Genomic DNA, 26,451 nt, shown 5'->3' with positions numbered 1-26,451 from the left:
AGGAGCGCGCTTGCGCGCGATGGGGCGTCATCGGGAACGCTTCATCGCGCGCAAGCGCGCTCCTACAGACCTATCGCGCTACCCGCTCACACCCCCAACGACTGCCCGCCATCCACTGCCAGCACTTGGCCGGTGATCCAGCGCGCCTGCGGCGAGGCAAGGAACAGTGCGGCGTCGGCAATGTGCTGTACCTGCCCGAATCCACCGAACGGGATGCTGTCGCGGATGCGCGCATAGAGCTCCGGTTCCTCGCGACTGCGCTTGTCCCATAGGCCATCCGGAAATTCGATCGAGCCCGGTGCGATGGCGTTGACGCGGATGCGCTCGCGCGCCAGCTCTGCGGCCAGCGTGGTGGTGTAGTAATTGAGCGCGGCCTTGGCGGTGGAATAGGCGATGGCACGTGGGGTAGGGCGTTGTGCGTTGATCGAGCTGATGTTGAGGATCACTGCTGCATCGCTGCTGCGCAAATACGGCAACGCGGCGCGATTGCAGCGCACCGCGGCCATCAGGTCGACATCCAGTCCGGCCTGCCAACTCGCATCGTCGTTGCCATGCCCGTAGCCGGAGGCGTTGTTGATCACCACGTCCAGGCCGCCCAGCGCCTGCGCGGCGGCATGCACATAGGCATCGATCTGGGTGGCGTCGGCCAGGTCGCAGGGCAGTGTGTGCACCGGCGCGCCATGCGCCGCCAGTGCGCTCGCAGCCTGTGCAAGGCCGGCGGCATTGCGTGCGCAGATCGAGACCTGCGCGCCGTGACGCACGAACGCCTCGGCGATCGCCAGGCCGATGCCACGGCTGCCGCCAGCGATCAGCACACGTTGCGGGCGAACAGCGGGAGTGGACATGACGAGCGCTCGGATCGGAAAGCTGCATTATCAGACAGCCGGGCGACACGGTCGCCTCATGCACGGTCAGCCAGCCACGCCCAACGACGCCCATCCGTCCTTGAACTGCACCAGCAAGTTCGCTACGACAGACGCGGCTGCCGTTGCGCAGCGCCGCAGCAAACAGCCGCATGCAGCCGCTGCCGACACCACCGCGTGCAGTGGCGGCCGCTGTCATATCGCTGCCATGTGCGATAGCCGTTGCCTGCACCACAAGCCTCATCACCGCTGGCGATGTGCTCATGCCGTTTCGGCCGCCCGCCGCTAACCAAACGTTTACACACTGGCGCCGCGCTGCGGGCACAACGTGCGGGTCATTCAGTGGGAGTTGCACATGGAAACCCATATCACCGTCATCGGGGCCGGCTTCTGCGGCACCGCGCTGGTCCGTGCACTGGCGCAGACGGCCGATGCGCAGGTACGCATCACCCTGGTGGGCGTGGCCGAGACCTTCGGCAGCGGCATTGCCTATGGCGCGGCGCGGCCGGAGCACCTGCTCAACGTGCGCGCCAAGGATCTGGGCATCGATGCACAGGCGCCCGGCGCCTTTGCCGACACCTTGCATCTGGGCGAGAGCGGGCGGCTGGAGTTCCTGCCGCGTCTTGCCTACGGCGACTACCTGCGCAGCGAGCTGGATGCGGCGGTGAGCGGCGCGCAGGCCTCGGTCATGCGGCTGTCGCAGGAGGCGGTGGCGGTGGAGCGCGTGCGCAAGGGCTTTCGCGTCTTCCTTGCCAATGGCGATGCGTTCCAGAGCGACCGCGTGGTGCTGGCGGTGGGCGCGTTGCAGCCGCAGGCGCTGGCGGGCATCGGCCCGCGCCTGAGCGTGCACCCGCGCTACATCGGCTGGCCGTGGCAGGGCGATGCGTTGTCGCGGCTGGCGCCCGACGACGACGTGCTGATCGTGGGTACCGGGCTGACCATGGTGGATGTGGCCCTGACCCTGCATACGCGCGGACACCGCGGGCGCATGCTGGCGATTTCGCGGCGTGGGCTGGCACCGCAGGCGCATCTGCGCCAGCCCGGCGCAGCGCTGGAGTTGCCGCCGCATCTGCAACGTGCGCTCAAGGATGCCGACCTGCGTGGCCTGCTGCGCGGGGTGCGCCAGCTGAGTGCGGTGGTCGACGACTGGCGTCGCGTGGTGGATGCCTTGCGCCCGCATCTGCAACCGCTGTGGCAGCGGCTGGACCTTGCCCAGCGTGCGCGCTTTCTGCGGCATCTGCGCCCGTATTGGGAAGTGGCGCGGCATCGGGTGGCACCGGGTGCGGCCGAACAGTTGGCGCAGCTGCAGGCATCCGGACAGCTGCAGGTAGTGGCAGCGCGGCTGCTGCGCGCACGTTGGGTGCCGGACGGGGTGGAAGCGGTGATCCGCCCGCGCGGCGCTGCCGATGCACAGACGGGCCATTACGACGCGGTGATTCGCGCCACGGGTCTGGATACCGATATCGACCGCACCAGCGACCCGTTGATCGCCGGCATGCGCGAAGCCGGTCTGTTACGTGCCGATCCGTTGGGTCTTGGGGTGGACACCGATGCGCAGCTGCGCGCGCGCGATGGCGCCGGGCAGATCGTGCCGGGGCTGTATTGCGTGGGTCCGCTGCTGCGTGGGCGTTACTGGGAAATCACCGCCGTCCCCGAATTGCGTGTGGCCACGCGCGCGCTCGCCGAGCGCTTGTTGCTGGGGGCAACACCGGCGTTACAGCCGGAACCGGAACAGGTGCCGCGCGAGGTCAATGCGCGGTTGTAGGGGCGTGCCGGGCCTTCTTTCCTTGGCTCAGCAGCCATGACAGACCATGGCGAGTGCTGGCCGGGTGGTGCGGACGGCGCGCCGACGCCCGGCAGCGCTGCGCCTGGCAGCAGCGCTCCCGCAAGTCTTGCGTGGGCTGTGTCCGCGGCCCGTGTCGATCCGGGGATGCAGCGGTGATCACCCGCTTGCCCGGCCTGTTCTTGCCGATCCGCCGGGGCACAACGCCGTCAGTGACGCCGCGCCGCGGCATGCTCGCGTGGGGAGAAGTCAGAACAGCCTCTGCGCAGGAAGGCATAACCAAACTGTGCGCCGTGCCCGCGCGTTGTCGCGCAGCGCAAACATGCCGCGCAATGCGTAGCGCGGCGGGCGGCGGCGGGCGCGCCTGGCGCATGGTGTCCGCCCTGGGCTGACCAACGTTCAGGGCGCTTGATTCCCTCCTCTGCCTGGAGTTCGCCATGTCCCGCCTTATCCCCGCTGTGGTTGCCGCTGTACTGTGCGCCAGTGCATTGCCTGCATTGGCCAGCGAATCGTTGAAGACGCGAGCCGACGTCATTGCCGCATTGGAATCCGGTTACGACGTCAGCCTGACCACCGATCTCGGTCGCTGCACACCCGAGCAAGGCACGCCGATCAGCAAGACCCGCGGTGGCCGCCATATCGATGCCTATCGCATCACCGACGATGGCACCGCGGCATTTTCGGGGTCGCATTTCACCGTGGCCAACGATGGCAAGCCGATCCAGCAGTTCATGCGTTACCAGCTGCGCCCGGATGGCAGCGTGCGTTTCACCACCTACATGTACGACCTGCCGGCATTGCAGCAGCGCGGGCCGATGCTGGCGTATCAATGCGCAATCAATGAGGGCATTCGGTTTCATGCCGATTGATTGCGGTCAACGCGTAACGCGCTACGTGCGTTGGACGCTCGGAGTTGTGCATCGCAGTTGCGCGCTTCGATGTTGTACGTTCGGATTTGCGATGGTTTAGCGAGACGTGGCATGGCGACGTCTCGTGGGGTAATGAAAAGGTGCGCAAGCAATCCAGGCTTCGCACGTACCCTCATCCGCCCCTGCGGGGCGCCTTCTCCTCCATGAAGGAGGACAATGTCCCGGCGGGAGAATGGATGTCTTTTCACTGTGCGGCGCAGTGCGCGCGGCCGTAGCCCCTCTCCTGCGGGAGAGGGGTTGTGGTGAGGGTACGGGGCGAAGCCACACGCGCTCTGCCGCTATTGCTCCTGCCGCTGCACCGCAACCGCCTCATTGCCTCCGGTCTGCCAGCCACCACCCAATGCCCTGAACGTCGCCACCGCACTGCGCGCAGCTTCGGTGCGTGCCTGCACCTGCGCATCGGACGCGCGCAGCAGGCTGTCGTCGGCGTTGAGCACTTCGATCAGGCTGACGGTGCCTTTTTCGTAGGCCAGCGCCGAGGCGCCACGCGCCTTGCCCAACGCCTCCACGCCCTGCGTCAGCACGTTGGCCTGCTGCTCGCGTTTGACCAGCGCGGTGAAGGCGTTTTCCACATCTTCGGTGGCGCGCAGGACAGCCAGGCGGTACGCAGCCAGTTGCTCGGCTTCCTGGCCCTTGGCCTGCGCGATCTGCGCGTTGATGCGGCCGAAATCGAACAGCCGCCAACGCAGCCCCAGCACGCCGGACGACTGCGCGGCATCGCCGGTGAACAGATTGCCGCCGGAGATGGCGGTGGCGCTGCCGAGCAGGCCGCTCAGCGAGAACTTGGGGTAGTACTCGGCCATCGCCACGCCGATGCGCGCATTGGCCGCGGCCAGCCGGCGCTCGGCCACGATCAGGTCGGGACGGCGGCGCAGCAGATCGGCCGGCGTGCCGCTGTCGGCGATCTGCGGCGCAGCCGGGATGGGCTTGCTGGCCGCCAGCTCCGCGCGGTGGGTGCCGGGCGCCACGCCCAGCATCACATCCAGCGCGTTCATGGCCGCCACCAGCCCGGCCTCCAGCCCGGGCACCGTGGCCTGGGCCTGGGCCAGTGCACCCTGGGCCTGCTGCAGTTGCAGTTCGGCCGCCAGGCCCTTGCCGTGCAGCAGTGTCACCATCGACACCAGGCCCTGCTGGGTGGCGACCTGGCGTTGGGCCACGTCCAGCCGCGCCTGCAGGCCGCGGATGCTGATGTAGATGTCGGCGGTCTGCGCGGCGACCGCCAGGCGCGTGGCTGCCGCGCCGGCGTCGGTGGCCTGGTAGTCGGCCAGCGCGGCCTGGCGCCCGCGGCGCAGGCCGCCGAACAGATCCAGCTCCCAGCTGGCGCCCAGATTGGCCTCGTAGATACTCGCGTAGCGATCGAAGTTGGGAAGGCTGTTCAGCACCTGGCCCTGCGGCGTCTCCAGCGACTGGTAGGCGCGCGTCGCGCTGCCGTTGATGTTGCCGGAAGGCAGCAGCGCCGCGGTGGCGGCGGTCAGCCCGGCACGGGCCTGGGTCACCCGCGCGGTGGCCTGCGCCAGGTCCAGGTTCTGCGCCAGTGCGGCGGTGACGTAGCGGCTCAGGTCCGGGTCGTTGAAGCCGACCCACCAGCTGTCCAGATCGGCCTGTGCGCTGGCCTGGCGTTCAGCCACGGCGGCCTGACCGAGATAGTGCTCGGGCAGGGGAGCATCCGGACGAGCGTAGTTGGGGCCCACCGCACAGCCTGCGGCGAGGCTGGCGGCGATAAGCGCTGCAAGGGTGCGGAGTGACGGCATGACGGGACCAGAGTGACGGGACGGTGAGTGACTGTAATACGAAATGGTCACTTTTGTAAGTCGGGGGCGACAGCGCTAAGCTGTCGAAATGAACAAAGCATCCAGTTACCCAGTTTCCGGCCGTGGCCCGGTCGATCACGACGTGCGCGACCAGATCGTCGTCGCCGCCACCGACCATTTCAGCCGCTATGGCTATGAAAAGACCTCTGTCTCGGACCTGGCCAAGGCGATCGGGTTCTCCAAGGCCTACATCTACAAGTTCTTCGAGTCCAAGCAGGCCATCGGCGAGTCGATCTGCTCCAATTGTCTGCGTGAGATCGAGTCTGAAGTCTGCGCAGCGATACACGATACCGAACAGCCAGCCGAACAAATTCGTCGTCTTTTCAAGGTAATTACCGCAGCGAGTCTTAGGCTATGCAGCGATGACCGTAAGCTCTATGAAATTGCTGCATCGGCGGCAACCGAGCGCTGGAAATCGGTGATTGCTTACGAAGTTCGTATACAAAATTTGGTACGTGAAGTCTTGGAGCGGGGCCGGCAAAGCGGCGATTTTGAGAGGAAGACTCCTTTGGACGAAGCTACCCGAGCCATTTACGCGGTGCTGCGCCCTTACATGAACCCTGCTCTCCTGCAATACAGGATGGGAGAGGTCGAAGAGATGCCGATGCTGCTGTCGGGTCTGGTGCTGCGCAGCCTGTCGCCATAAATTGCGCTGTGACTATTGACTGATTTGGTCACAAGTCCCAGGATGCGAGCCTTCATCAGATCGCTTCGGGATTCCCATGCTTCGGCGCCGCCTCGTTACCTCCACCGTCCTGTGTGTCCTGCCGCTGGCACTGAGTGCCTGCGGCGGAAAGGCACAGCCTGATCCACGTACTGCCACGCCGCTGGTCCGGGTGGCCACGGTGGGCGACGCCAGCAGTGCGGCGCGCAGCTTTTCCGGCACCGTCGCGGCGCGGGTCCAGAGCGACCTGGGCTTCCGGGTAGCGGGCAAGGTGTCCGAACGGCTGGTCGATGCCGGCCAGAGCGTCAAGCGCGGGCAGCCGTTGATGCGCATCGACCCGGTGGATCTGCAGCTGGCTGCCCGTGCGCAGCAGGACGCGGTCGCCGCCGCGCGTGCCCGCGCCCAGCAGGCCATCGACGACGAGGCCCGCTACCGCGACCTGCGCGGCACCGGTGCCATCTCGGCCTCGGCCTACGACCAGATCAAGGCCGCTGCCGATGCGGCCAAGGCGCAGCTGAGCGCCGCCCAGGCCCAGGCCGACGTGGCGCGCAACGCCAACCGTTACTCCGACCTGCTTGCCGATGCCGATGGCGTGGTGATGGAGACCCTGGTCGAGCCGGGCCAGGTGGTCGCGGCCGGGCAGCCGGTGGTGCGACTGGCGCATGCCGGCCCGCGCGAGGCGGTGATCCAGCTGCCGGAAACCCTGCGCCCGCAGGTCGGCTCGGTGGCCCAGGCCACGCTGTTCGGCAATGCCGCCGTCAGTGTGCCGGCCACCTTGCGCCAGCTGTCCGAGAGTGCCGACCGGCTCACGCGCACCTTCGAGGCACGCTACGTGCTCGACGGCGCGCTGGCGCAGGCGCCGCTTGGCACCACGGTCAGCGTGCGCGTTCCCGGCACCACCACGGCCGGCACCCAGTCTGGCCTGCAGGTGCCGCTGGCCGCGCTGTTCGATGCCGGCAAGGGGCCGGGCGTGTGGGTGATTGCCGGCAACCCGACCAAGGTGAGCTGGCGGCCGGTGACGGTGCTGGGGCTGGACGATGACCATGCCAATGTCGCCGGCACGCTGGCGCGCGGCGAGCGCATCGTGGCGTTGGGTGCACACCTGCTGCGCGACGGTGCGCAGGTACGCATCGCCGGTGCCAGCGCTGCCGGCAGCACTGCCGCCACCGCTGGCAACACCGCCAAGGCGGCAGGAGCACAGCCGTGAGCGAGGGCCGGTTCAATCTCTCGGCGCTCGCCGTGCGCGAGCGCTCCATCACGCTGTTTCTGATCTTCCTGATTTCGCTGGCCGGTTTGGTGGCGTTTCTCAAGCTCGGGCGCGCCGAAGACCCGGCATTCACCATCAAGGTGATGACGATCGTGACCGCCTGGCCGGGCGCCACGCCGCAGGAAATGCAGGACCAGGTGGCCGAAAAACTCGAAAAGCGCATGCAGGAATTGCGCTGGTACGACCGTACCGAAACCTACACGCGCCCCGGTCTTGCGTTCACGACGCTGACCTTGATGGACAGCACCCCGCCCGGTGAGGTGCAGGAGCAGTTCTACCAGGCGCGCAAGAAAGCCGGCGATGAAGTGGCCAACCTGCCGGCCGGGGTGATCGGGCCGCTGATCAACGACGAATATGCCGACGTCACCTTTGCGCTGTTCGCGCTCAAGGCCAAGGGTGAGCCGCAGCGGTTGCTGGCACGCGATGCCGAGACCCTGCGCCAGCGCATCCTGCACGTGCCGGGCGTCAAGAAGGTCAACATCATCGGCGAGCAGCCCGAGCGCATTTTTGTCGAGTTCTCGCATGAGCGCCTGGCCACGCTGGGCGTCAGTCCGCAGGACGTATTTGCCGCACTCAACGCACAGAACGCCTTGAATGCCGCCGGGTCGGTGGAAACGCGCGGGCCGCAGGTGTTCATTCGCCTGGATGGCGCGCTCGACAGCCTGCAGAAGATCCGCGACACCCCGTTGGTGGTGCAGGGCCGCACGCTGAAACTGTCCGATATCGCCACCGTCAAACGCGGCTACGAAGATCCGTCGACCTTCATGATCCGCAGTGGCGGCGAACCGGCGTTGCTGCTGGGCATCATCATGCGCGATGGCTGGAACGGCCTGGATCTGGGCAAATCGCTGGACAGCGAAGTCAGCGCAATCAATGCCGAGCTGCCGCTGGGCATGAGTCTGAGCAAGGTCACCGACCAGGCGGTCAACATCGACGCGTCGGTCGGCGAGTTCATGACCAAGTTCTTCGTCGCGCTGCTGGTGGTGATGCTGGTGTGCTTCGTCAGCATGGGCTGGCGCGTGGGCATCGTGGTGGCGGCAGCCGTGCCGCTGACGCTGGCAGCGGTGTTCGTGGTGATGCTGGCCACCGGCAAGAATTTCGACCGCATCACGCTGGGCTCGCTGATCCTGGCGCTGGGCTTGCTGGTGGACGACGCCATCATCGCGATCGAGATGATGGTGGTGAAGATGGAAGAAGGCTATGGCCGCGTCGCCGCATCGGCGTACGCGTGGAGCCACACCGCTGCGCCGATGTTGTCCGGCACCCTGGTCACGGCAGTCGGCTTCATGCCGAACGGGTTTGCTGCCTCCACGGCCGGCGAATACACCAGCAACATGTTCTGGATCGTGGGTATCGCGTTGATCGTGTCGTGGGTGGTGGCGGTGGTGTTCACGCCCTATCTGGGGGTGAAGATGCTGCCCGACCTGAAAAAGGTCGAAGGCGGCCACGCGGCGATGTACGACACGCCGCGCTACAACCGCTTTCGCGATGCGCTGGGCCGCGTGATTGCGCGCAAGTGGCTGGTGGCCGGTTCAGTGGTGGGACTGTTCGTGCTGGCGATCGTCGGCATGGGCATCGTCAAGAAGCAGTTCTTCCCGATCTCCGACCGCCCCGAAGTGCTGGTGGAAGTGCAGCTGCCGTACGGCACCTCGATCACCCAGACCAGTGCGGCGGCCGCCAAGGTGGAAGCCTGGCTGTCCAGGCAGAAGGAAGCGAAGATCGTGACCGCGTACATCGGTCAGGGTGCGCCGCGCTTCTTCCTGGCGATGGGCCCGGAACTGCCGGACCCCTCGTTCGCCAAGATCGTGGTGCGTACCGACGACCAGCACGAGCGCGATGCGCTGAAGCTGCGCTTGCGTGAGGCGATCGCGCAAGGCCTGGCACCGGAAGCGCGCGTGCGCGTGACGCAACTGACCTTCGGCCCGTACTCGCAGTTTCCGGTGGCCTACCGGGTGAGCGGTCCCGACCCGCAGGTGCTGCGTGGCATCGCTGCACAGGTCAAGCAGGTCATGCAGGACAGCCCAATGCTGCGCACCGTCAATACCGACTGGGGCGTGCGCACACCGACGCTGCATTTCAGCCTGGACCAGGACCGCCTGCAGGCAGTGGGCTTGACCTCGACCGCGGTTGCCCAGCAGTTGCAGTTCCTGCTGACCGGCGTGCCGATCACGCTGGTGCGCGAGGATATCCGCAGCGTGCAGGTGGTGGCGCGTTCGGCCGGCGACACGCGCTTCGATCCGGCCCGCATCGCCGACTTCACCCTGGCCGGTGGCAATGGCCAACGCGTGCCGCTGTCGCAGGTGGGCAAGGTGGATGTGCGCATGGAAGAGCCGGTCATGCGTCGCCGTGATCGGGTGCCAACGATCACCGTGGGTGGCGATGTCGACGACCAGTTGCAGCCGCCGGATGTCTCGGCAGCGATCACCAAGCAGCTGCAGCCGATCATCGACAAGCTACCCGGTGGATATCAGATCAAGGAGGCTGGCTCCATCGAGGAATCCGGCAAGGCAACCACCGCCATGCTGCCGTTGTTCCCGATCATGCTGGCGGCCACCTTGCTCATCATCATCCTGCAGGTGCGCTCGATCTCGGCGATGGTGATGGTGTTCCTGACCAGCCCGCTCGGCCTGATCGGCGTGGTGCCGACCTTGATCCTGTTCCAGCAGCCGTTCGGCATCAACGCACTGGTCGGGTTGATTGCGCTGTCGGGCATCCTGATGCGCAACACGCTGATCCTGATCGGGCAGATCCATCACAACGAAGCCGAAGGACTGGACCCGTTCCATGCCTTGGTGGAAGCCACCGTGCAGCGTGCGCGGCCGGTGATCCTGACCGCGCTGGCCGCGATCCTGGCGTTCATCCCGCTCACCCATTCGGTGTTCTGGGGCACGTTGGCGTACACGCTGATCGGCGGCACCCTGGCCGGCACCATCCTGACCCTGGTGTTCCTGCCGGCGATGTATTCGATCTGGTTCAAGATCCGGCCCGACACCACCGGGAGTAAGCCTGCGGTGGCACAGCACGCGTAAGGCGCCGGGCGGCGGCAGCGGTGCTGCCGTCGCCCAGGTGTGTGGTCCTTGCATCTCTTTCGAACCGCGGCGCCCGCGTCGGCCTTGCTGCGTAAGCGCACGCTGCTCTCCTTTTCATTCGAGGAACCTGCAATGCAACAACAGACTGTGGTGCTGATCACCGGCGTCTCGTCCGGGATCGGGCGCGTGGCCGCCGCGCGTTTCGCCGCGCGTAGCTGCATCGTCTACGGCACGGTGCGCAATCGCGCTGGCGCAACACCGCTGCCGAACGTGGAGCTGGTCGAGATGGATATCCGCGATGCAGCGTCCATCAAACGGGTCGTCGATGGCATCGTCGGGCACAGCGGCCGCATCGATGTGCTGGTCAACAATGCCGGCGCCAACCTGGTCGGCGCGGTGGAGGAAACCAGTGTCGAAGAGGCCGCCGCACTGCTGGACACCAATGTGCTGGGCATCTTGCGCACCCTCCAGGCGGTGCTGCCGCACATGCGTGCACAACGCGCGGGACGCATCGTCAATGTCAGCTCGGTACTGGGGTTTCTGCCGGCGCCGTACATGGGCGTGTACGCCGCCTCCAAGCACGCGGTGGAAGGGCTGTCCGAATCGCTGGACCATGAGCTGCGCCAGTTCGGTATCCGGGTGACATTGGTGGAGCCGGCGTATACCAAGACGAGCCTGGGCAGCAATTCGCCAGTGGCGCAGACCCCGATTGCCGAGTACGACCGCGAACGTGGCGTGGTCAGCCGTGCGGTCACCGGCCATATCGACAACGCACCGGAACCGCAGGACGTGGCCAGCACCGTGGTGGACGCCGCGCTGGGTGCATGGCGCATGCGTCGCACGCCCCCCGGGCAGGCATCGCTGCTGCGCAAGCTGCGCCGCTTCATGCCCGCCGGTGCGGTGGATGGCAGCCTGCGCAAGCAGCTGGGTCTGCGCTGACGCGTGGCGGCCGCGTTGTGCCAGCCACTGCATGCATCGTGACGCCCGCCGAGTGCAGCGCCGGCGCGGAGGCGGTCTACAACCAACCGCTGGATCTGGCCGCGGCACGCCGCTACTGGCGCACGCTGTCCGAGGCGCTGCGGCGCCAGTCGCGTGCGCCGGACGAGGTGACCGTATTCTCCTCCGTGGTCACCTCGCTGGCGTCCAGCGAGCGTGAGGCGCTCGACCGTCGCGCTGCACTGGACGCGTTGGGCAACCCGCAGGCACGCCTGCGCCAGCTCGCGGCGATGCTCGGGGTGGAGGCCGGGCAGCTCGACCCCGACCGGCCGATCCCCGTGCAGAGGCTGCCGCAGCCGGTTCCCGCCAGCGCCGATCCGCGTGCGCAACGCGCCTACGCGCTGGCCCTGCAGGGGTGGTCGCTGCACGACATCCTTGCGCATGGCGTACTCGGCCATCACCCCGTCGCCATCGGCACGCCCGAGCAGGTTGCCGACTTCCTGGAAGCCTGGTTTCGCGCCGACATCGGCGGCGGGTTCACCATTCTCCCGGACGCGGGCCTGGGTGCCCTGACCGATTTCGTGGAGCAGGTAGTGCCGATCCTGCAGGCGCGTGGCCTGTTTCGTCAGCGCTATACCGGGCAGACCTTGCGTGACCATCTCGGCCTGCCGTACCGCAATGGTCCGGTGCCGGGCTGAGCCCCATCTATCGGCGATCGCAGGGTGCCGGCCAGGTTGGCGGTGGTGAGGGCGCGCCGGCACCGCCGCGCCCCGATTCACCCAGACCGGCCACGTGGCCTCACAATAGGCGGCCAGTTCCCAACCGATGTCGCCATGCGCAAGACCTACCAGCTCAACCTTGAAGGCAAGAACCGCGATCGTCTGCTGGAGTCCAGCAAGCACGATATCCGCAAGTACATCCGTCGCGAGCGCCGCAAGGAGTTGCCGGAAGGTGCGGACTACTGGGACTTCGACATGCGCTTTGGCGTGGACGAAGCCAGTGCGCAGCCGCTGCCGCCGGCAGAGCTGATCCGCGCGATCAACACGCTCACCAGCGAAGGTGGCGACCAGTTCTTCGTGGAAATCCTGCGCAAGCCCGCCAAGCGCACCCCGCGCACCGACGGCGATGCGCTGGCCGGCGGCGAGCTGGATTTCGAGCAGGACTGAGCGCCGCTCATGACGACTGCGCCGCCGCCATGACGGCGCGGCCGGTGCACTGGACCGGCATCCAGCACGCGTGCACCGCAGTGCCCTTGCACCGTCCACACCTACGCTGTCGGCTGCTGTCAGGCGCTTGAAGCGCGGCTTTCATCGCGGTTGCGCAGCGGCCGGGCAGGCGATGCTGCAGGCCGGGAAACGGCTGCACTCTGCAGGCGCTGAGGTTGCGCTGCGGCGTCCGTAGCAGACGGATGCGGCTCGCCAGGTTGTACGCCAGCTGCGTCGCGCTCCGCACAAGGCGGCATTTGTCGCCATGGGGTTAGCGGCGAACCGGACCTGCGCGGCTGTACTGCGACAACGGGGTCTTGCTACCGCGCGTCGCCCGCGGACCGAAGCGCCTGCGCAACGCGATGTACCGGGCTGCTGGCGCGTCAGTCCGGTTTGCTCGCAGCCTGCGCAGCCGCGCGCAGCTTGTCCTTCTTGCTGGGCCGCTTGCCCTTGATGCCGCCGTTGTCGTCGGCTGCGCGGATGGGCGAGCCCGCAGCGGGCGCGTCGCCGGGCGTCGGTTCGAAGCCGGGGACGATCTCGGGGGCGACACGCAGCGCCTGGCGTTTTTCGATCAGCCGCCATTGCTGGGCGTTGTCGGCGGTGACGAAGCTGATTGCCACGCCGCTGGCGCCGGCGCGTGCGGTGCGCCCGATGCGGTGGGTGTAGTCGACGGTGGAGCGGGGCAGGTCGTAATTGAGCACCGCCGGCAGCGCGTCGATGTCGATGCCGCGCCCGGCCAGATCGGTGGCCACCAGCACTTGCACCTCGTGCTGCTTGAACGCGCGCAGCGTGCGCTCGCGGCGGCCCTGGCTCAGGTCGCCATGCAGCGGCTGGGCCGTGATGCCGGCCTTGCCCAGTTTTTCGGCAACCTTCTCGGCGGTGTGGCGGCTGGCGACGAACACCAGCAGCTGCGGCCAGCCCGCGTCGAGCAGCAGTTGCCGTAGCAGCTGCGTGCGTTGGCCGGCATCCACCGCGATCGCGCGCTGTGCGATTGCCGGTGCCTGCTCCGGCGTGGCCTCGATGGTGATGCGCAGCGGGTCGCGCAGGCGGCGTTTTGCCAGCGCGGCGATGGCCGGCGGATAGGTGGCCGAAAACAGCACGCTCTGCCGCTGCGCCGGCAGCAACGCCAGGATGCGATCGAGCTCGGCGCCGAAGCCCAGCTCCAGCAGGCGGTCGGCTTCGTCCAGCACCAGCGTGGCCACCTCGCTCAGGTGCAGCGCGTTGTGATCGACCAGATCCAGCAGCCGGCCGGGCGTGGCCACCACGATGTCGGCGCCACCGCGCAACGCCAGCAACTGCGGATTGATCGAACTGCCGCCGGTGGCGAGCACCGTCTTCAGGCGCCGCGGCAGATGCGCAGCCAGCTGGCGCAGCGTGTCGTCCACCTGCGCGGCGAGCTCGCGGGTGGGCACCAGCACCAGCGCGCCGAGCACGCGTGGCGCGGTCTCCGGTGCCAGCACGCGTTGCTGCAGCAGCGGCAACGCATAGGCCAGGGTCTTGCCCGAACCGGTCTGCGCCATCGCAATCAGATCGCGTCCGGCCAGCATCGGTCCGATGGCCTGTTGCTGGATCGGTGTGGGTGTGCGCACGCCGGCCTTGGCCAGCGCGGTATCGAAGAACGGCTGCAGCTGCGGCGACAGCGAGAGATTGGAAAATGACATGCGCCGATTATCCAGGCATTGCACTGCAATCGCTCGGTCGCACCTCAATCGGGGTTTCCGGCGACACTGCGTCGGTCGGCAGCGGCCTTGCCGCCAGGCCGCAGATCAGCGGCTCCACAACCCTGCCGCGCGACAATCCAGGCGCGCAACCGCCGAAGCGTTGGCGTGCGGAGGGCAGCCGCCAGGCCGGCCGCGCCCATCCAGCGATGGGCGAGGCCAGTTGCCCGCTGCGCCTCAGCTGGCCAGCGCCAGATCGTCCAGCATCGCCCGCAGGAAGCGCGCCGCTTCGCCGCCGGTGGCGGCGCGGTGATCGAAGGTCAGTGACAGCGGCATGACCTTGTGGGTTTCCACCCCGCCCATGACCGGGGTGAGCTGATAGCGCGCACGGCCGGCAGCCACGATCGCCACGCACGGCGGCACCACCACCGGTGTGGCGTAGCGGCCGGCGAACATGCCGAAGTTGGACAGCGAGATGGTGTAACCGCTCAGTTCGGAGGCAGAGATGCTGCGGCTTTCCACCTGCTGGCGCAGGCGGTTGACGCCCTCGCGGATGCCGTGCGCATCCAGCATGTCGGCGTTGCGCAGCGCGGGCACGAACAGGCCTTCCTCGGTGTCCACCGCGATGCCGACATCGACCTGATGGTGCAGGGTGCGGCTGAGTGCATCGCCATCGAACCAGGCGTTGAGCGCGGGCACTGCCTGGCACGCGCGCACGATGGCGCGCACCAGGCGCACGGTGACGTCGTTACCGGGCTGCCAGGCATGCAGGTCGGCGTCGTCGTTGAGCGTGGTCGGCACCACCTTGCTGTGCGCATCGGCCATCACGCGTGCCATGTTGCGGCGCACGCCCTTGAGCTGTTCGGGCTGGCCCTTGGCGCTGATGCCGGGTGATTGGGTGCGCATCGGCTTGCCGCTGGCTGAGAGCGGCGAGCGGGTAGAGCTGCCCTCATCCGCCCTGCGGGCACCTTCTCCCGCAGGCGGGAGAAGGGTCGCCGTTCTGCTGTCGGCAGCGATCGCAGCGGCTCTCCCACCGTCACCCATCGAACCGCCTCTGCCACCGTCACCGATCGGACCATCTCTCTCGTCGTCACCGATCGAACCATATCTCCCAACGCCACCGATCGGACCACCCCTCCCACCGTCACCGATTGCACCACCTCTCCCGCTTGCGGGAGAGGTCGGCGCGCCATGCGCGCCGGGTGAGGGCTGCGCGGCGCCGGCGGCGGCTGCCTGCTTCACATCTGCCAGCGTGACCGTGCCGTCCGGTCCGGTGGCGCGCACCTGCGCCAGATCCACGCGCAGCTTGCGCGCCAGCGCCCGCACCACCGGCATCGCGCGCACGCCGCCGACGGCGATGGCCTGCTCGCTCTGCACGGTGTCGGAGCTTTGCATCGCGCCCACCACGGTACCGGCGTCGTCGCGCTGCCCGGTGCCGGCATCGGCATCGGCAATTTCGCCGCCGTCATCGGAGGCCACCACGCGCTCGGTGGAGCCGGCCGCGCTCTGGCCGGTGCTCGGTGTCGTGGCCTGGGCGGCGGCGTGACCATGCCCGTGGCCGGTGTCCTGGCCATCGGCACGCTGCGGCTGCGAGGCATCCAGCGCAAACTGCGCCAGCATGGAACCGGTCACGATCACATCGCCGGCCGCGCCGGCCAGCTTGACCACGGTGCCGGAGAACGGCGAGGGCACGTCGACCACCGCCTTGGCGGTTTCCATCGACACCAGTGGATCGTCCAGGCGCACGCTGTCGCCCTCCTTGACGAACCACTCGACGATGGTGGCATCCGGCAGGCCTTCGCCCAGGTCCGGCAGATGAAACGTCTTGCTTTCGCTCATGGCAGATTCTCTTGCGCCGCAGGCACGTGCGGCGTGGTGTCGTCGAGGAGTTCCAGGTCGGCCGCCGGCAGCCAGCCCTGCGCGCCATCGGCACGCTCGGACCACCACCAGCCACCATGTTCGTGGTGCAGCAACACGTCCTCGCCGGTGTCGGCAATGAGTTCGCGTGCGTCGTAATCGCGCAGCGCTTCGGCCATGCCGTCGCCCAACGGGCGCAGCCAGGCCAGCGGCGCCCAGCCGGCACGGCCGTCGCCGGTGGTGACCCAGGCGAACGCCGGCCATTCTTCATCGCGTACACCCACGCTGACCCGCTGGCCGGCCTGGAAGCGGACCGGGTTGGCGTAGGCGGCGCGGTGCGTGCAGAGCAGACGGGCGCGCATGTCAGCCGGCAGCCACGGCGCGCCGTGCGGCAGTGACGATGCGCTCCACGCTGGGCAGGTACTTCATTTCCAGCCGGAACAGCGGGATATGCGTGTCGTAGCCGGTGACGCGTTCGACCGGCGCGCGCAGGTCGTACATGGATTTTTCCGCCAGCTGCGCGGCGATTTCCGCACCGAAGCCGGCGGTGCGCGGAGCTTCCTGCACGATCACGCAGCGGCCGGTCTTTGCCACCGATTCGGCGATGGTGTCGAAGTCCAGCGGGCGCAGCGTGGCCACGTCGATCACTTCGGCACTGATGCCTTCGCCGGCGAGTGCGTCGGCCGCTTCCAGCGCTTCCTTGACCTGCGCGCCCCAGGTGACCAGGGTGACATCGGTGCCGTCGCGCAGCACGAAGCACACATCCAGCGGCAACGCCTCGCCGTCGTTGGCCACCACTTCCTTGTACTGGCGGTAGATGCGCTTGGGCTCCATGTAGATCACCGGGTCCGGGTCATGGATGGCGGCCAGCAACAGGCCGTAGGCACGCTGCGGCGAGGATGGCAACACCACGCGCAAACCGGGCACGTTGGTGAAGATGGCCTCGTTGGCTTCGCTGTGGTGCTCCGGTGCGCGGATGCCGCCGCCCCACGGCACGCGCAACACCATCGGGCAATGCAGACGGCCACGGGTGCGGTTGCGCAGGCGCGCGGCGTGGCAGATCAGGTGATCGACCATGGGATACACGAAGCCATCGAACTGCGCTTCCGCCACCGGCTTCATGCCCTGCGCGGCCAGGCCCACGCTCAGGCCGGCGATGGTGGTTTCGTCCAGCGGCGTGTCCAGCACGCGTTCGCTGCCGAAGCGCTGCTGCAGGCCGGCAGTGGCGCGGAACACGCCGCCGTTGACGCCGACATCCTCGCCCAGCACCAGCACCGCGGGGTCGTGTTCCAGCTCCCAGGCCAGCGCCTGGGTGATGGCTTCGATCAGGGTGATGGGCGAACTCATGGCAATCTCTCCGCGCGTTGCAGCGGCGTTGTAAGGGGCACTGGCGTGCTGCGACGTGTCGGCGGGCACATGCTTGAGCTCATCCATGACGCGTCTCCAGGGCCATCACCTCGGCGCGCTGTGCCAGCAACGCGGCCGGCGGGTCGCCATAGAGGTAATCGAACATCGCCTCCACCGGTTGCACCGGCGTGTTGAGGTACGCATTGACCTCTTCGTCAATGCGCGCGCCGCATTCGGCTTTCCACGCGTCTTCCTGCGCCTGGTCCCACAGGCCCTGCGCGGTGAGATAGCGGCGCAGGCGCAGCAGCGGCTCGCGGGTCCAGGCCTGTTTGACTTCGTCTTCGCCACGATAGCGGCGCGCGTCGTCGGCCGTGGTGTGATCGGTGAGGCGGTAGGTCATGAACTCGATCACCGTGCCGCCGTCGCCGGCCAGCGCACGCACGCGCGCCTGGCGCATGGCTTCGAGCACCGCAATCAGGTCGTTGCCGTCCACCTGCAGGCAATGCAGGCCGCCAGCCAGGCCTTTCTGCGCCAGGGTCTGCGCGCCGGTCTGCGCCGAACGCGGCACCGAGATCGCCCAGCCGTTGTTGATCACGCACAGGATCAGCGGCAGCTTGTAGGCACCGGCCGAATTCAGTGCGGCATAGAAGTCGGTCTTGGAGCTGCCGCCGTCGCCGCAGCAAGCGACCGCCACCTGCGGCTTGTTCTGCAGCTTGAACGACAGCGCCGAGCCGGCTGCATGCAGGCACTGGGTGGAGATGGGCACGCAGATCGGGAAGTCGATGGCCGCATCGGCGTCGCGCGCATAGTCGCTGCCGCGCTCGTCGCCACCCCAGTACAGCAGCACGTCGCGCGGGCGCACACCGCGCTCGAACATGGTGCCGTACTCGCGATAGCTGGGCGCGAACACATCGCCGCTGCGCATCGATGCACCGATGCCCACGTGGGTGGCTTCGTGGCCAAGGCTGGCAGCGTAGGTGCCGAGCTTGCCGGTGCGCTGCAGGGCCACCGACTTGGTGTCGAAGGTGCGCACGAACAGCATGCGCTTGAACAGGGCGAGCAGGGTCTGCGGATTGGCGGCGTCGGCCGGCAGGTCGTCGCGGACGAGGTTGCCGTCCGCATCCATGTATTGCAGATAGTCGATCTGGAACTGCGCGGCTACGCTCATTGCGGCGACACCTTCATCAAGAAGTTTCAAATGATATGAGTTGCCATGTTAAGGACGGCGGAGCAAAACGCTGTCCTGCACCGCAGCACACAATGATGCTGGGATGCACAAAAAAAAGGGCGCGGACCAGGCCGCGCCCTTTGTCGCAGTAACGCACTGCGACGTGTTGCAGTGCGATCAGCGGCGGCTGTTGCCCCCGCCGATCGGGGTGACGATCAGCGCCGTGTTGTCGGCCGGATTGGCATCGGGCGAGCTGGAGCTGGCCGTGGCCTGCACCCGCACCGCGCCTTCGGCCGGGAGTGGCTTGGTTGCCACGGTCAGCTGGAAGGCGGCCTGCGCGCCGGGCAATACCACCGCCGCAGTGCTGCAGACGAAGCGGGCGCTGCGCAGCGATTGCACCTGCTTGTCGCAGCGCCAGCCCTGCGGCGGCAGCAGCTGCGACAACGCCGACACCGTGTTGCCTTCGATCACCAGGCTGGGGCGTTGCGCCGGTGCGGCGCCGATGTTGCTCAACAGCACGCGGTAGCTGGCATTGAAGGCGGTGGTCGGCAGACTGGTGGGGCCGTCGAAACGCACTGCCAGGTCGCTGCGGGGTTGCGGCCGTGCCTGCACCGAGACCGTCGCGGTGTCGGTGTTGTTGTCCGGCTGCGGGTCGGGAGACTGCGAGGCGACCGACCCGGCCAGCATCACGGTGCGGCCTGCCAGTTCCGAGCCAGTATCGAGTTGCACCGCAAAGCTCTGCATGGCGCCGGGGTTCAACGCGGGCAGATTGCAGGTGAACGTGGTCTGCGTGGCATTGGTCTGGTTCTGGCAGATCCAACCCGTCGGAGCCGTGATACGTGCCCGCACCGGCAGGTCGAACACCAGCGCCAGTGCTGTGAACGGTGCCCGATCCGGCCCACGGTTTTCCACATCTACCGTGTAGTCGATGCGCTCGCCTTCGGTGACCTGCGCACGTGCGGCCGTGACTGCCACGCCCAGGTCCGCATTGACCTGCTTGGTCATCCGCAACAGCACCACGGTGGGATCGTGATCGGACAGGCGCGTTGGCGTATTGGCATCGTTGCGCGCAGTGCCGGGGAAGTCGGCATTGATGCGGGCGTGGCCGACCGAGAGCGAGGCGATCTGCGGCGTGCGCATCAGTGCGTCGTTGGCCAGGATGTGATCCAGCGACTGCACGTTGCCGTCGAAGGCGTACGAGTAGCTCTGGTCGGGCGTGTTGAACCAGGTCAGGTCGGTGTAATCCGGGTTGACCAGATCGGCGCCATCGCCGCCCACCACCGTCTGCGCATCCGGCGCCGGTTTACCGGTGACCGTGCCCATCGCATCCACATAGCCGTCGTTGAATTCGAAGGCGTTGAAGTCGCCCATCACCAGCACTTTCTCGTCAGGGTTCAGTTGCTGACGCGTCTGCAGCAGGCGCGCCAGATACTCGGCCTGGGCCTGGCGTTTGGCGCGGATGCGGGTGCCGGCCGCGTCGTCGGTGTCGGCGCCGTTGAGCGAGCGCTGATGCACCACGATGGCGGTCAGCGGCAGCGTGCGGCCATCGGCCTGATGCACGTTGGCGCTGAGCACCAGCGGCGGGCGGTCGTTGAGCAGGCTCACGCCGCCGGCCGGTTCGGTCCAGGTGGCGGTCTTGCCTTCCTGCGCGATGGAGAGCACTTCCACCCGCGGCACGCCGCCGGCGACCCAGGCGGTCTTGACCAGGAAGCCGACGTCGATGCCGCCGACGTCGTTACCTTCCTGCAGGTAGGCCACGTATTGCGGATTGGACTGCCCGCCGGCCACTGCGTCGGCATTGATGCGCGCCGCCAACGCCTGCAATACGCTCAGGCTTTCCACCTCTACCGTGCCCAGGATATCGGGCAGATGCAGATAACGGCGGATCGCCAGCGAGGCCTTGTTGAGGCGGGCCTGGAACGCGACCGGCGTGAGTACCGGTTCGCCGATCGCCGGGTCGTTCTGGTCGTCGAAGAAGCGTTCCATGTTGTAGGTCGCCACGGCCACATCGTCGGCCTGCGGCAGCGGTGCCGGACGCGGTTTATCCGCATCGTTGCAGACCACCTGCGGGGTACGTTCCGGGTATAGCGTGTAGCGGCGGAAGCTGTAATCCAGCGGGCCGACCACATTGAACACCATGCAGCCGGAGGCCAGATCCAGCCGCTCGCCACCCACGCCGGCACTTCCGACCGCGATCACTTCCGGATTGGTATTCCAGCGCGGCACCCCGGCTGGCGAACCGGCCGGCAGCGGGTCGGGCAACTGCACGCCCGGCTCGCGGAAGGCGCGCGGCACGCCGGTGACCACCGCATGGAACACGCCATTGCTGGTGGCCGTGGCATTGGTCTCGTTGACGCTGCCGCCGGTGGGCGCATTGACGGTGAGGCTGGCGGCGGCCACGCGCATGCCTTCCAGCGCTTCGAGCTGGTCATAGGCGCCGTTGGGGTTGGGGAAGTCGGGGCGCAGGATTATCGGCGACGGCAACGGGTTGCCGGTGGAATCGGCCAGCACGGTGACGCTGCCGCCGATTTCGGTCAGCGGTGGCTGGGTGGGGTCGGCGGTGGGCACGTATTCGATCACCGTGCCCTGCACGCGCACGCGGTTGCCGATGGCGGCCGCTTCCGGCGGTGCGCTGCCGGTGTAGACGTACACGCCTTCGGAGGTGGCCGGGTCGCCATCGGCTTCGGTATCCGGCGCCTGCAGGAAGAACCCGGCGCTGCGGCGTGCGGTGACGATGCCCGAGGTGGCGACGACCTGGCCGTCCAGCGGCGAGCGGGCGCCCTTGCCCTGGATGGCGTGGATCGGCAGCAGGCTGAAGTCGTCGTTGAGGATGGTGCCGGTGGCACTGAGCGTGGCCGGCAGCGCGCCGGTAACCCCGCTGATCTGCAGGCGGAAGCTTTCATCAGGCTCGGCGATGGTGTCGCCTACCACGTCCACCGCAATGCTGGCAGTGCGTTCGCCAGCGGCGATGCGCAGGGCAGTGGCGGGCAGGGCGACGTAATCGCTGCCGGCGGTGGCGGTGCCATCGACGGTGGCAGCGGTGAAGCTCACCCCGCCCGCGCCGGCTGGCTGGCTCAGGCTCAGCGTGAACACGACGCTGCGGGTGCCGGTATTGCCCTCGGCCTGGCTGACATCGGCCAGCGTGGCGATCGGCTGGCCGCCGCCGCTGCACAGGCGCGCACCGCTGGCGCTATTGCGCGGTGCCGGCGCGCCGGTGGCGAAATCGGCTGCGTTGTTGTCGGTGTCGGTGCAGCCTTCATTGCCGCGCAGCACCGCCAGCGTATTGCTGGGCGCTGCCGTGGGTGCGTTGCCTTCGGCGCAGCTGGCATTGCTGCCGTAGCCGACCAGATCGGCGTAACCGGTGGGGCAGGTGCCGCTCAGCGCCGCCGTCGCATTGCTCAGCGCCACCTTGCCGGCGGTGCCGCTCATGGCCAGCGTGCCGGTGGCATCGGGCGTGGGCAGCGCCACGCTGCCGCCGCTGCCATCGGCCTGCTTGACCAGGTAATAGCCGCCGGCCGGCACGCTGCCTGCCAACGGGGTGACCTGCCAGCTGCTGCCGGCGGCCGAGGCGTACTGCACCGACCAGCCGTCCAGGCTGACCGTGCTGCTGCCGATGTTGTGCAGCTCGATGAAATCGCTGCGGAGGGTGGCGCCGCTATTGCCGCCACCGCCGTAAACCTGGCTGATGACGACCTGGGCATTGGCATGGCCGGCTAGCGCCAGCCCACACAAAAGTAAGGCTGCACGACACTGCAACACTGGCATGAGATGAGAGTCCCCTGGATCCTTGAGACGTGAAACGCTCCCCTGGTCCGGCCACGTCCCTGGCCGGCAGCGCCGTTCGATTCTGCATGAATTTGCAGACCTAGGTTGACGATAGGGTGACAGCGGCGCAGTGGCTGCGACTGCGCCGGACCCGTGCTGAGTGGTTCAGAGGTGAAAGAAGCGGGCTCGACGCTGAGGGCCTGGGCGTACGAATCGTGCGTATGGGCTTTCTGCGAGGAACCTGCGCTGGCCCCGACTCCCTCGGGGAATCCCGCCGGGGCTGCAAGCAGCCAGCCAAGGCCGGCATGGCCGTGGCCGAATACTTCTCGCCATCCGCCATTCCCGATTCCCGATTCCCGATTCCCCGCCGCTGCTGCGCTACCCTGCGTGGCCCGATCTTCAGCGCTGCGCCATGCCCGTCGACAAGAACCTGCGTGACCTGGAACCCGGCATCCACACCGATCTGGAGGGGCGGCTGACCTATGGCGGCTATCTGCGGCTGGACCAGCTGTTGTCCGCGCAGCAGCCGCTGTCCGAGCCGGCGCATCACGACGAAATGCTGTTCATCATCCAGCACCAGACCTCCGAGCTGTGGCTGAAGCTGCTGGCGCACGAACTGCGCGCGGCCATCGTGCACTTGCAGCGCGATGAGGTCTGGCAATGCCGCAAGGTGCTGGCGCGCAGCAAGCAGGTGCTGCGCCAGCTCACCGAACAGTGGTCGGTGCTGGAGACGCTTACGCCCAGCGAGTACATGGGCTTTCGCGATGTGCTCGGCCCCTCATCTGGCTTCCAATCGCTGCAATACCGCTACATCGAGTTCCTGCTCGGCAACAAGAACCCGCAGATGCTGCAGGTGTTCGCCTACGACCCGCAGGGCCAGACGCGGCTGCGCGAAGTGCTGGAAGCGCCGAGTCTGTACGAGGAATTCCTGCGCTATCTGGCGCGCTTCGGGCATGCGATTCCGCCGCAGTATCAAGCGCGCGACTGGACCGCCGCGCACGTGGCCGACGACAGCCTGCGCCCGGTGTTCGAGCGCATCTACGAAAACACCGACCGCTACTGGCGCGAGTATTCGCTGTGCGAAGACCTGGTGGATGTGGAGACGCAATTCCAGCTATGGCGCTTCCGCCACATGCGCACGGTGATGCGGGTGATCGGCTTCAAGCGCGGCACCGGCGGTTCCAGCGGCGTGGGATTTTTGCAGCAGGCGCTGGCACTGACATTTTTCCCGGAACTGTTCGACGTGCGCACGTCGGTGGGCGTGGACAGCCGCCCACCGCAGGGCAGTGCGGTACGTTAGAGCGCGCGGAAGCCCCTCTCCCGGCGGGAGAAGGGTTGGGGTGAGGGTACGGGCTTCACCCCTATGGATCAGCCAGAGCCAAGGCGAGTCCCGCAATCGGCACCATCCAGCGGCACCGCACCCTCATCCGCCCTACGGGCACCTTCTCCCGGCGGGAGAAGGGAATGCGGGCATGGCCGCCATGTTTGAAGCCCCTCTCCCGGCAGGCGATAAGGCATTGCTTGCGCGCACGGGCGCGCTTGCCTTGGAGCGCCCGCGCCGCGAGCGCGGGCCGGGGCGCGGAGCGGGGGTTGGGGTGAGGGTACGGGCTTCATCCCTATGGATCAGCCAGAGCCGAGGCGAGGCCCGCGACCGGCAGCATCCAGCGGCGCCGCACCCTCATCCGCCCTACGGGCACCTTCTCCCAATGGGTGAAGGGACGGCGTGGCGACGGTAGGGGATAAGGGGGGTACTGCCGACGCAGACGCCTCGGCACCTGCCCGGGCCCAGGCATGGTCTCGCACACGCAGGTGGGATACCCATCACACCTGCCAAATCGCACCCAATCCAACCACTGTCATCAAGCCGCCGACTCCGGCGAATTTGACGCGTACATGACGTCTAAGTGATCCTCGCGCGTCGCCCAGGGTTCGGCCCTGGTGCACCCAGCCATTACTGAATACGCAAGGGACTCCACATGAGCGTTGACGCAACTGCGCCGACATCCGCTTCCACTCCGCCGCAGCCGCCGGCGCCTCCCGAGTTCCCCACGTTGCTCGGCCACCCCCGGCCGCTGTGGATGCTGTTCATGACCGAATTCTGGGAACGCTTTGCGTTCTACGGCATTCGCTGGGCGCTGGTGCTGTACATCGTGGCGCAGTTCTTCGGCGGCGATGCCACCGGCCAGGCGCCCGCAGGGCGCACCTACGGCGCGTATCTGGCGCTGGTGTATGCGGCGGCGATCTTCGGCGGCTACGTGGCCGACCGCGTGCTCGGCTACCAACGCTCGATCCTGGTGGGCGCGGCGGTGATGGCCACCGGCCTGTTCCTGATCGCCATTCCCGACCACACCATGTTCGAGATCGGCCTGGCCACCGTGGTGGTGGGCAACGGCCTGTTCAAGCCGAACATCTCCACCATGGTCGGCAAGCTGTATTCGGTGGCCGATCCGCGCCGCGACAGCGGCTTCACCATCTTCTACATGGGGATCAACCTGGGCGCGATGATCTCGCCGGTGCTGACCCAGCTGCTGGCCGAAAAGGTCTTCGGCACCGAGGCGATGCCGGCGTACAAGATGGTGTTCATGGCCTCCGGCGTGGGCATGCTGGTGAGCCTGGTGTGGTTCTGGATCGGCCGCGCCCAGCTCAAGGGCATCGGCGCGCCGGCACCGCACGCGCAGGGCCTCGGCCGCGTGCTGATGGTGCTGGTGGGCTGCCTGCTGGCAATCCCGGGTGTGTACTTCCTGCTCGCCGTGGGTGCGGACGTATTGCAGATCGTGCTGACGGCGCTGTTCATCGGGCTGTCGGTGATGCTGCTGGTGGAAGGCATTCGCGAGGGCAAGGTGCAGCGCGACAAGGTGATCGCGATGCTGATCATCTTCGCCTTCAACGTGCTGTTCTGGATGTTCTTCGAGCAGGCCGGCAGCTCGTTCACCTTCCTGGCAGACAACATCGTCAACCGCAACTTCGGCAGCTGGACCTTCCCGACCGCGTGGTTCCAGTCGGTCAACTCCATCGCCATCATCGCGCTGGCACCAGTCATTGCCTGGATCTGGGTCAAGTCCGGCCGCTTCAATCCGTCGATTCCGCGCAAGTTCGGCCTGGGTCTGATCTTCAACGGCCTGGCCTTCCTGCTGCTGATGTTCGCGCTGTCCAGCCTGGTGAGCGATGCCGGCAAGATCCCGTTCTGGACCTTGTTCATGGTGTACGTCATCCAGTCGGTGGGCGAGCTGTGCCTGTCGCCGATCGGCCTGTCGATGGTGACCAAGCTGGCGCCGGTGCGGCTGGTCGGTTTCGGCATGGGTGGCTGGTTTTTGTCCACCGGCATCGGCAACAACCTGTCGGGTATCTTTGCCGGGCATGTCAGTGGAAGCGAAGGCATGAGCGTGGCGTCGGCGCTGGGCGGATATACCTTCGGGTTCTGGGCGCTGGTGGGCGCCGGCGCGCTGCTGTTCCTGATCGCGCCGCTGATCAACAAACTGATGCATGGTGTGAAGTGAGGAGAAAAGCGATGCCGATCAAACCCCTGGTCTGTGGCCTGCTGCTGACGGGCCTGTTGAGCGCCTGCGGGCAGCCCACCGAGCAACAGGAGGCGCCACGGCCGCTGGATACGTCGATGCAGAAACCCCCCAGCGCCGACCCCAGCCAGCCGGTGTCCTCGGGCAACACGCCGACCGCGGCCGATATCGCCGCGGCGGCCGCACTCAACGCGCAGTACGACCCCTCGCGCGATCCGGCGGCGGATCTGGAAACCGCCAAGGTCGAGGCCAAGCGCGGCGGCAAGCGCATCGTGCTCAATGTCGGCAACGCCGCCTGCGAGCCGTGCAAGGCATTGGACGAGCTGATGGGCGGCGACGCCGAGCTGCGCAGCTTCCGCGATGCGCACTTCGTGGTGGTCAAGGTCAATCGCGATGCGGCCAATGAAAACGCCGCGTTCCTGTCGCAGTTCGCCCAGCTCAACGACTACCCGTCGCTGCTGGTGCTGGACAACGACGGCAAGCTGCTGACCACCCAGGCCGGCCCGGAGCTGCGCAAGGGCGAGGGTTTCGATCGCAAGAAGTTGTTCGATTTCCTCAAGCAGTGGGCACCGCCGGAAGCCTGAGCGCGCTTCACGGTGCGGCCTGCGTGCGTGTAAGTGTGCAGCCGGCCAGTGTCTGCGAGGATTCGCCGAG

19 protein-coding genes are annotated in these 26,451 nt (G+C 67.4%); 11 read left to right on the top strand and 8 right to left on the bottom strand.

Annotated elements, in window-relative coordinates; genetic code table 11:
* Nucleotides 1-86: 86 nt before the first annotated feature.
* The gene (locus XnspCFBP7698_RS14585) at nt 87-845 is read right to left on the bottom strand and encodes an SDR family NAD(P)-dependent oxidoreductase (protein WP_123137529.1); all 759 of its coding nucleotides are present in this window, start codon (nt 843-845) and stop codon (nt 87-89) included.
* 373 nt (nt 846-1,218) lie between these two features.
* Here XnspCFBP7698_RS14585 and XnspCFBP7698_RS14580 point away from each other — a divergent pair, with 373 nt between their 5' ends.
* Together XnspCFBP7698_RS14580 and XnspCFBP7698_RS14575 are read left to right on the top strand one after the other, a co-directional pair.
* Nucleotides 1,219-2,628 (top strand): FAD/NAD(P)-binding protein, encoded by a 1,410-nt coding sequence (locus XnspCFBP7698_RS14580; RefSeq protein ID WP_147423597.1) that lies wholly within the window; start codon nt 1,219-1,221, stop codon nt 2,626-2,628.
* A 455-nt stretch (nt 2,629-3,083) separates the two neighbouring features.
* A complete protein-coding gene (locus XnspCFBP7698_RS14575; RefSeq protein WP_123137527.1) occupies nt 3,084-3,515 on the top strand; it encodes a VirK family protein in 432 nt (143 codons plus the stop codon).
* Between the two features lie 338 nt (nt 3,516-3,853).
* Here XnspCFBP7698_RS14575 and XnspCFBP7698_RS14565 read toward each other — a convergent pair whose 3' ends face one another.
* Entirely contained in the window at nt 3,854-5,326 is a 1,473-nt protein-coding gene (locus XnspCFBP7698_RS14565; protein WP_123137526.1) for an efflux transporter outer membrane subunit, read from the bottom strand.
* An 88-nt stretch (nt 5,327-5,414) separates the two neighbouring features.
* Between XnspCFBP7698_RS14565 and XnspCFBP7698_RS14560 the strand changes: the two genes are divergently transcribed.
* From XnspCFBP7698_RS14560 to XnspCFBP7698_RS14535, 6 genes are all read left to right on the top strand, one after another.
* The gene (locus XnspCFBP7698_RS14560; protein ID WP_123137525.1) at nt 5,415-6,032 is read left to right on the top strand and encodes a TetR/AcrR family transcriptional regulator; all 618 of its coding nucleotides are present in this window, start codon (nt 5,415-5,417) and stop codon (nt 6,030-6,032) included.
* A 76-nt stretch (nt 6,033-6,108) separates the two neighbouring features.
* Nucleotides 6,109-7,257 carry an efflux RND transporter periplasmic adaptor subunit gene (locus tag XnspCFBP7698_RS14555; RefSeq protein ID WP_123137524.1) on the top strand — a complete coding sequence of 383 codons (1,149 nt, stop codon included), beginning with the start codon at nt 6,109-6,111 and terminating at the stop codon, nt 7,255-7,257.
* Complete coding sequence (locus tag XnspCFBP7698_RS14550; RefSeq protein ID WP_123137523.1) at nt 7,254-10,346, top strand: efflux RND transporter permease subunit; 3,093 nt, start codon at nt 7,254-7,256, stop codon at nt 10,344-10,346. Before XnspCFBP7698_RS14555 ends, XnspCFBP7698_RS14550 begins: the two co-directional genes overlap by 4 nt.
* A gap of 132 nt (nt 10,347-10,478) precedes the next feature.
* Nucleotides 10,479-11,285 carry an oxidoreductase gene (locus XnspCFBP7698_RS14545; RefSeq protein ID WP_123137522.1) on the top strand — a complete coding sequence of 269 codons (807 nt, stop codon included), beginning with the start codon at nt 10,479-10,481 and terminating at the stop codon, nt 11,283-11,285.
* Between the two features lie 38 nt (nt 11,286-11,323).
* On the top strand, nt 11,324-11,980 hold the full coding sequence (locus XnspCFBP7698_RS21855) for an LLM class flavin-dependent oxidoreductase (protein WP_123137521.1): 657 nt from the start codon (nt 11,324-11,326) through the stop codon (nt 11,978-11,980).
* Between the two features lie 135 nt (nt 11,981-12,115).
* On the top strand, nt 12,116-12,448 hold the full coding sequence (locus XnspCFBP7698_RS14535) for a DUF6172 family protein (RefSeq protein WP_039407940.1): 333 nt from the start codon (nt 12,116-12,118) through the stop codon (nt 12,446-12,448).
* 422 nt (nt 12,449-12,870) lie between these two features.
* On the opposite strand, the gene XnspCFBP7698_RS14530 is transcribed toward XnspCFBP7698_RS14535, so the two are convergent.
* The 6 genes from XnspCFBP7698_RS14530 to XnspCFBP7698_RS14505 all read right to left on the bottom strand — a co-directional run bounded on the left by XnspCFBP7698_RS14530 (nt 12,871) and on the right by XnspCFBP7698_RS14505 (nt 22,282).
* Nucleotides 12,871-14,148 (bottom strand): DEAD/DEAH box helicase, encoded by a 1,278-nt coding sequence (locus XnspCFBP7698_RS14530; RefSeq protein ID WP_123137520.1) that lies wholly within the window; start codon nt 14,146-14,148, stop codon nt 12,871-12,873.
* Between the two features lie 234 nt (nt 14,149-14,382).
* A complete protein-coding gene (locus tag XnspCFBP7698_RS14525; protein WP_123137519.1) occupies nt 14,383-15,984 on the bottom strand; it encodes a dihydrolipoamide acetyltransferase family protein in 1,602 nt (533 codons plus the stop codon).
* Entirely contained in the window at nt 15,981-16,364 is a 384-nt protein-coding gene (locus tag XnspCFBP7698_RS14520) for an SH3 domain-containing protein (RefSeq protein WP_047693941.1), read from the bottom strand. The genes XnspCFBP7698_RS14525 and XnspCFBP7698_RS14520 overlap by 4 nt, the downstream gene beginning before the upstream one ends.
* A 1-nt stretch (nt 16,365) precedes the next feature.
* On the bottom strand, nt 16,366-17,436 hold the full coding sequence (locus XnspCFBP7698_RS14515; protein WP_199680180.1) for an alpha-ketoacid dehydrogenase subunit beta: 1,071 nt from the start codon (nt 17,434-17,436) through the stop codon (nt 16,366-16,368).
* Entirely contained in the window at nt 17,429-18,517 is a 1,089-nt protein-coding gene (gene pdhA / locus XnspCFBP7698_RS14510) for a pyruvate dehydrogenase (acetyl-transferring) E1 component subunit alpha (protein WP_104579315.1), read from the bottom strand. The genes XnspCFBP7698_RS14515 and pdhA overlap by 8 nt, the downstream gene beginning before the upstream one ends.
* A 177-nt stretch (nt 18,518-18,694) precedes the next feature.
* Nucleotides 18,695-22,282, bottom strand: a complete 3,588-nt coding sequence (locus XnspCFBP7698_RS14505; protein ID WP_104579314.1) for a lamin tail domain-containing protein — start codon at nt 22,280-22,282, stop codon at nt 18,695-18,697.
* A 412-nt stretch (nt 22,283-22,694) separates the two neighbouring features.
* Here XnspCFBP7698_RS14505 and XnspCFBP7698_RS14500 point away from each other — a divergent pair, with 412 nt between their 5' ends.
* From XnspCFBP7698_RS14500 to XnspCFBP7698_RS14490, 3 genes are all read left to right on the top strand, one after another.
* Nucleotides 22,695-23,582, top strand: coding sequence for a tryptophan 2,3-dioxygenase family protein (locus XnspCFBP7698_RS14500; RefSeq protein ID WP_104579313.1), 888 nt, complete (start codon nt 22,695-22,697; stop codon nt 23,580-23,582).
* Nucleotides 23,583-24,258: 676 nt separating this feature from the next.
* Nucleotides 24,259-25,779 (top strand): oligopeptide:H+ symporter, encoded by a 1,521-nt coding sequence (locus XnspCFBP7698_RS14495; RefSeq protein ID WP_039412692.1) that lies wholly within the window; start codon nt 24,259-24,261, stop codon nt 25,777-25,779.
* Between the two features lie 11 nt (nt 25,780-25,790).
* A complete protein-coding gene (locus XnspCFBP7698_RS14490; RefSeq protein WP_039412695.1) occupies nt 25,791-26,381 on the top strand; it encodes a thioredoxin family protein in 591 nt (196 codons plus the stop codon).
* The last annotated feature ends 70 nt before the right edge of the window (nt 26,382-26,451 follow it).

Source organism: Xanthomonas sp. CFBP 7698 (assembly GCF_003600855.1).
In the GTDB taxonomy this organism is placed as follows: domain Bacteria; phylum Pseudomonadota; class Gammaproteobacteria; order Xanthomonadales; family Xanthomonadaceae; genus Xanthomonas; species Xanthomonas cannabis.
The sequence above is the reverse complement of the archived record's forward strand: the minus strand, read 5'-3'. Positions and strand labels throughout refer to the sequence as shown.